Raw genomic sequence first — 6,268 nt, 5'->3', positions numbered from 1 at the left:
GACGGCTGACCTCACCCGCATCCGTCTCCATCCGACCACCATCACTGCACCGGCCGGGCCTCCCGGCCGGCCGCTCCCGTTCGCACGAAAGGACCTCGCCATGGCCATGACCGAAGCGGCGCGCAAGAAGCTCGCCGAGAAGCTCCTCGACTTGCAGATCGAGATCGCGCCGCAGATCGCCAGGATGGACGAGTTGAAGGAGCAGCTCCGCACGGCGGCGCTCGAGGCCGGCTCCGGCTTCACCGACGAGGTCACCGGCAAGGGCACGGTCGAGGTCTCGGCCGCACGGAAGGCCGCGTTCAAGGGGATCGTCCCGGTGCTGGTCGCCGAGGCCTTCCTGGCGCTGAAGGACTCCGCGATGAAAAAGCTGCGAGACGACGGCCTGGTGAAGGACGAGAAGATCTTCACCAAGGCCGCCCGGCCGTCCGTAACGGTTCGTCCGGCATGAATCTCCACGCTACGGCCGCCGCTCTCTCCCGCCTGCCGGCGAAGGGTCTGGGATGGGGACGCCGCGCGCTTCTCGCTCTCGGCCTGGTGCTGACCCTCGCTCCAGCGTCGCCGGTCGGCACGGCTCCGGCCCTGCCGGTGCCGTGTGCCCTGGTGAAGGCTGCGGTGGCGCGGATGCGCGCGACGACGACGCCCGCCCAGATGCTCGATTGGGCCCGCCGCCAGGGCTACGACGAGGCGACCATCAGGGCTGCCCGCGCCTGCTTGCGCACGAAGGACTAGGGCCCACCGACGAGGCCCGCGCCCGACCATGCCGGGCGACGACATCATGCCGACGTGGCCAGCCTGCCGCCGGTCTCCTCCGGGAGCCGGCGGTTTTTTTTGTGCAATTTATGCAATGGCCTGGAACAGCAGGCCTTGGGCTCGCGATCGATCGAGAGAGTCGTAGCAAGCCGGGTTAAGCCACAGCACCTCGGTGCGAGGTCGCGCACCGTCGGCGCGCGCTGCCGTTGCGATACGGCGCCATCCCGGCAAGGCGTCATCGTACAGAGCGTGCGGATAGCCGGAAATCACCACCATGCCCTGCAGCCGCTTCAATTCTTCGAGCATGACGGTGTGATCGTCTCGACTCATCTCGTGGCGGTACAGCCCTCGCATCCCGCCGCCCGCTCGCGAGATGCCGCGCAGCTCAGGAAGGTACGGCGGGTCCACGTAATGCAGCGTCTCGGGTCCGTCGTGCCGGGCCATCACCGCAAGAGCCTCTCGATTTTCGATCACCACGCCGCTGAGGCGTTCGATCAGCGCCGGCAGGACGGCGGGATAGGATCGCCAGTCTGCCGCCGGAGTAGTGCCGCTCCGCGTCGTGTTGCTCCGGAAGCCCGTGCTGCTGGCGCCGGCGCCGATAAGGGCGTGCGCGTTGGACCCGAATCCCATGAAGCTTCGCACTACCAGACGCCTGGCGGATTCGACCGGATCGTCCGTTGGTGTGAATGCCAGCTCGAACTCCGCACGAGCAAAAGGAGTTAGAGCGATTGCCCGCACTAGCGCCGGCGCCTGGGCCGGATCGCGAAGCACGCGGAACAGGTTCACCACCTGGGTATCGAGATCGTTGTAGACCTCTGCGTAGGCCCGCTGTTTCCTCAACAGGACGGACGCCGCCCCGCCGAACGGCTCGACATAGGTTCGATGCGCTGGGAAATGCGCGATTATCCATGGAGCGAGGCGCCACTTTCCCCCGTGCCAGCGCAGTACGGGGCGGGTCGGATCGCTCACGCCGCCGTCTCCTGCCAGTTCCAGAATCCCTGGGCGCCGCGGGCCGGTGGTGCGGGCACGAGGGGGCGGACGTCTTGCATCGGCCAGCCCCAGTTGAACGTGCCATCGCGGTCGGAGTCGTTCGACCAGCCGAACTCGCGGCCGCAAGCGTCGCCGGCCTTCGGCTCGCCGAGAACCGCGGTGCAGACGATCGCCGACAGGGGCAGGGCGAACGGCGCGGGACTGCCCTCGCCGAACAGCGAGTCTGGCGCCGGCGCCGTCAGGCCCTCGTAGACGCGCCGCAGGAACGGGAGCGCGATGTCGGCGACGAGGCACGGCGGCGTCCCGCCCCCGGTCTCGAGCCGGTCAATCAGGTCCTTCACCTCGGCCGGCCGCGGCTTACGCGCTCCGGCGTGGATGGCGATCCGCTGGCCGATTAACGCCGGCGGCGGCCGCCGGCCGCGGAACTCGTACGGCTTGGCCAGGATCGCGATCAGCGACGCCCACGGCTGCCACACCGTGAGCGCCTTCATGACGAGGGAATGGCTCATTCGGCCGCCTCGGCGATCGGACGCAGAGCGCCGCCCGGGCCGTCGTAATGGACGGTGCGCAGCTCGGGTGGAAGCCAGCCGGTCTCGCCGGCGAGCCGCACCGCGGTCTCGACGACTTCGGCCTTCTTCATGCTGCGCGGCGGCGGGTGCCCCATCTCGACTATGGCGGCGGCTGCCAGCCTGGCGCTGACGGCGCCGAAGTAGTCGGGTGCGTCGAACGCCTTGCGCAGCGCCGCGTTCATGGCAGCCGGATCGATGGCGTTGCAGATCACTTCGGCCCAGCGGCCCTCCTCGCCGGCCGTCTGGAGCAGCGGCGAGCGCGCCGCATGTTCGACGCGGAAATCCAAGGCGTCGCCGACAAACCGGGCCAGGGTCCTGAGCTGCTCCTTGACCGACCGGCTGCCGAAGGTTTCGAGCAGGCCGTCGAACTCCTCCTCCTCGTCCGCCCCGATCTCGCCGGGATCCCGCACCGCTCGCATGCCGGAGACTTTCAGCGCGACCGCACGATCGTCGCCCCATCTCGCGGGCGGCGCCGTCAGCGCGGCGAGGGCGACCGACAAGGCGAGTTCGGGGTCGTCGTCGATCGCCTCCGCCGCGGCGGCGGTGAGCTGACAGGACAGGCGGTGGGCGAGGGCGTTGGAGATGGCGGGCCCGGCCGGCTTGTCGGTGGACTCCGGGTCGTCGCCCTGCTTCGCCTTCTCCTTGGCCTTCTGCTCGGCCTCCGCCTTACGGGCGTCGGCGGGGTCGATGCGGCCGTAGTGGATCACGAGCCGGCCGCCGTCTTCGACCTCGACGAAGCAGCCTGCCTTGGCCTTCTGGCGCGGCGTGTAGGAGCGGGCGGCGATCGCCGCCTCGAGGCGTGCGATGTCGGCTTCGGCCGTATAGGCCGCCGCTTCCTCGGCCTCCGAGGGTTCGCCACCATGGAAGCCGCGTCCGATCTCGACGATTGCTCTCAGCCGCGCCAGCTCGGCGGACTCGTCGTCCGTCGGCTTGCCCTTCGGGTCGCTGGTCCGATAGCTCCAGAAATCCTTCACGCCGTCGCGGGGCCGCGCCCACTTCCAGCCCTCGGCGATCAGGCGGTCGCACTCAGCCAGCAGCTTCTCGTCGGCCATGGCCTTCGCCAGCTTGGCGTCGCCGACGACGTGGCTGGTGCCGAACAGGTCGCGGGTCACCTTGCCCCCGCGCGCCTCGTAGGCGTCGAGGCCGACGAACTCGACGGAACGCTGCGCGGCCGCGTCGTCGGCCTTGAGGGCGGACCGCAGCGCCCAGTCGGAATTCGCGCGGCCCTCCTTCTTCATCCGGGCGAAGGTCGCGTCCTGGACCTTGTGGCTGGGCGACAGCGTGTAGAGCTGGGCGATGGTCGCGCCGATCTGGCCGTTGCGCCAGGCCGCCCGGATGGTCGGCGACAGGGCGCCGAGCGCCAGCGACTGGTTCACCTCCCGCCGCGCGAGGCCGAACTGGGCGGCGATGTCGTCGGCGCTGCGCCCGTCCGCCTGCAGCTCGGCGAAGGCCTCGAACCGATCGACCGGATGGAGCGGGGCGCGCTCGATGTTCTCGGCCAGCGAGGCGGCGCGGGCGTCCGCCGGCGTCACCCCGCGCAGGATGATGGTCGGCACCGGGAAATCGTCGGCGATCCGCCCCTCGGCCAGGAGCGCGCGCAGCGCCCTCAGGCGGCGGTTGCCGATCGCGAGGTAGAGCTCGGAGCCCTCGTCGGGGCTGCAGGCGAGGACCGACTGCAGCACGCCCTTGGCCTCGATCGAGGCCTTCAGCGGCGGCAGCTCGCTCGGGTCGTCGGTCTTGCGCACGTTGATCGAGCCCGCCGGCGCCTCGTTCCCGGGCCGCAGCTTGTAAAGCGGGACGAAGGCGATCTCGGCGCGATCGCCGAAGCGCCGCATCGTGGTGGTGGTGACGTCCATGACAGTCCTCCGTTCGGGGGGGTGAGGGCAGGCGCTATTCACCGCGTGAATAATTTCGACAGGTTCGGGCGTGGCGGCCGAGCACGCGGGCCGGCACGGCAATGTCGCCGAGACCGTCGACCGTGATCACCACCGTGGCGCCGTCCGGCTTCTCCCGCGGCGCGGGCAGGGCGGCGGCAGGCGTCGCCGGCGGCTCGGTCTCGCCGGCGATCAGGCCGACGAAGGCGACCTTGTCGACCTTGCGCAGGTCGATGCGGTCGAGATGGTCGAGCACGAAGCGGCGCAGGTCGGCCGGAGCGATCACCCAGCGGCTGCCGCCCTGTTGCGGCAGGCGCTGGTCGTCGCGCTTGGTGGCGCGGCAGTCGCCGGCGATCAGGTAGGTCCCCATCGTCTTCGAATCGAAGCCGAGAATCTCGGCCGCCTGGTGCGCCGAGAGCCCCTCGGAAAAGCGCCGTGACAGGTTCAGCCGTTTCGCGCGGCACACGATCGCGGTCGGCGACCGGGCGAAGCCGTGCTCGCGGAAAATCCGCGCGGCCTTCTCCGGATCGTGCAGCGGCACCTCGCTCATCAGCGCGGTCTCGGCGGCGGTCCAGGGCGGCTCCTTCTTGTGCGCCATGGTGAGGCCGAGCTTCGTCGCGCGCTTCGTCACCCACCACCGCGGCAACCCGAGCCGGTCAGCGATCGCGTCGATGGCGCCCCGCCTCCTGCCGTCCTGCGCGGCGTATTCGCGGCGCAGGATGTCGTCGATGTCGGACGGCGGCACGATCGGAGACTTCTCGCCGCCGCCGCGCTCGCGCGGGGCGTGGAGGCCGAGCTGGGCGGCCCGCTGATAGATGCCGGCCTTGCCGCTGTGGTGCTGCGGCAGCCGCGCCGCGCAGGCGACGACGCCGCCTTTCGGATACCACTCGCGGATGACGTCGAGCTCGGCCTCCGTCCAGAAACGCGGATGCCGGCGGCCCGGAACGTAGGGTTCGGACAGCCGCGGCGCGTGCGCGCGGCCGGTCTTGAAGGAGACGGGGACCAGCCCGGCCTCGCCGGCGATGTCGACGACGTCGCTCATTGCCGCATCCCCTTGCCGATGCGCACCGCCCGGCCGGGGCCGTCGCCACTGAACTCCACGGTTCCGAACCGGTCGAGCAGCTCGAGCGCCGCGGTGATCTGCTCCGCCGTCCGGTTGAGGGTCCGGCCGAGATCGACGATCCGGGCCCCGTCCGGTGCTACCCGTGCCAGCGCTCCCCACACCCGCCCGGCATCGGCGAAGGCCGGGTCGCGGATGAAGGCTCGGACCTGGCGCAGGCCGACCGGTTCGGCCCGCTCCGCCAGGATCGACTGGTCGGCGGCGCTGTCGGCGAGCAGCGAGTCGAGATCGAGGAGACGGCTCGCGGCGTCGCGGTCGATCACCGGCGCGCAGACGTCCGGCGTCGCCCCGCGGTGCGGCGTCGCCACCGGGCCGACCTTGGCGACGCACGGGGATTGCGAGAACGCCGGGCCCACCATCACGAACGTCCCCGGCTCGAGCATCGGCAGCCGGTCGAAGGCGCGGCGTGCGTCCCAGCCGATCGTCTCGGCCGCCCGGCGGATGTCGAGGTCGAGCGTGTTCATGCCGACCATGAAGTTGAGGACGTCCGACACCACCGACTTGTGGAGCCGCGCCAGGCGCTGGGTAGCCAGCACGCCGGCGAGGCCGCGCTTGCGGCCGCGGCTCATCAGGTCGGTGAGCGCCGCGATCGCCGCGCGCCGGACGGAGGTCGCCTCGGTGAATCCCCCGAACGGCGCGAACAGGTGCGCCTCGTCGATCGCCACCAGGCAGGGCAGCCAGTGCTCGCGCGGCGCCGCAATCAGCGCTGACAGAAACGCCGTGACGGCCTTCATCTGGTCCTCGCGGTCGAGCTCGGAGAGGTCGAGCAGAACCGAGGCGCGGTGCTCCCGCGCGCGGCTGGCGGCCGTCGCCAGCGTCGCGCCGTCGAGACGATGCCCCTCCAGCCGCAGCAGGCCGAGCGCCTCGCCGAGCTCGGCGAAGTCGCCTTCGGGGTCGATCAGGATCTGCTGGATGCGCCCGGCCGTCTGCTCGAGCAGACGGCGCAGCGTCCACGACTTGCCGGC

The 6,268-nt window shown here is 70.9% G+C and carries 7 protein-coding genes; 2 read left to right on the top strand and 5 right to left on the bottom strand.

Annotated elements, in window-relative coordinates; translation table 11 throughout:
- A partial coding sequence (locus CH341_RS26780; RefSeq protein WP_210208628.1) for a hypothetical protein occupies positions 1–448 on the top strand: 448 nt, incomplete at its 5' end.
- Positions 445–729, top strand: coding sequence for a hypothetical protein (locus CH341_RS26775; RefSeq protein ID WP_111422010.1), 285 nt, complete (start codon positions 445–447; stop codon positions 727–729). The genes CH341_RS26780 and CH341_RS26775, both read left to right, overlap by 4 nt.
- Before the next feature lie 108 nt (positions 730–837).
- Here the strand turns inward: CH341_RS26775 and CH341_RS26770 are convergent, their stop codons facing one another.
- From CH341_RS26770 to CH341_RS34475, 5 genes are all read right to left on the bottom strand, one after another.
- Positions 838–1,719, bottom strand: coding sequence for a DNA adenine methylase (locus CH341_RS26770; RefSeq protein ID WP_170149820.1), 882 nt, complete (start codon positions 1,717–1,719; stop codon positions 838–840).
- Positions 1,716–2,249: an ASCH domain-containing protein gene (locus tag CH341_RS26765; RefSeq protein WP_111422009.1), complete on the bottom strand. Its 534-nt coding sequence runs from the start codon at positions 2,247–2,249 to the stop codon at positions 1,716–1,718. The genes CH341_RS26770 and CH341_RS26765 overlap by 4 nt, the downstream gene beginning before the upstream one ends.
- Positions 2,246–4,165, bottom strand: coding sequence for a ParB/RepB/Spo0J family partition protein (locus CH341_RS26760; protein ID WP_111422008.1), 1,920 nt, complete (start codon positions 4,163–4,165; stop codon positions 2,246–2,248). The genes CH341_RS26765 and CH341_RS26760 overlap by 4 nt, the downstream gene beginning before the upstream one ends.
- Positions 4,166–4,199: 34 nt before the next feature.
- Positions 4,200–5,225, bottom strand: coding sequence for a hypothetical protein (locus CH341_RS26755; RefSeq protein ID WP_111422007.1), 1,026 nt, complete (start codon positions 5,223–5,225; stop codon positions 4,200–4,202).
- A partial coding sequence (locus CH341_RS34475) for an ATP-binding protein (RefSeq protein ID WP_111422006.1) occupies positions 5,222–6,268 on the bottom strand: 1,047 nt, incomplete at its 5' end. The genes CH341_RS34475 and CH341_RS26755, both read right to left, overlap by 4 nt.

The sequence above is a fragment of the Rhodoplanes roseus genome, from assembly GCF_003258865.1.
Classification (GTDB): Bacteria; Pseudomonadota; Alphaproteobacteria; order Rhizobiales; family Xanthobacteraceae; genus Rhodoplanes; species Rhodoplanes roseus.
Note: the sequence above shows the minus strand (reverse complement) of the source record. Positions and strands in the feature narration are given on the sequence as shown.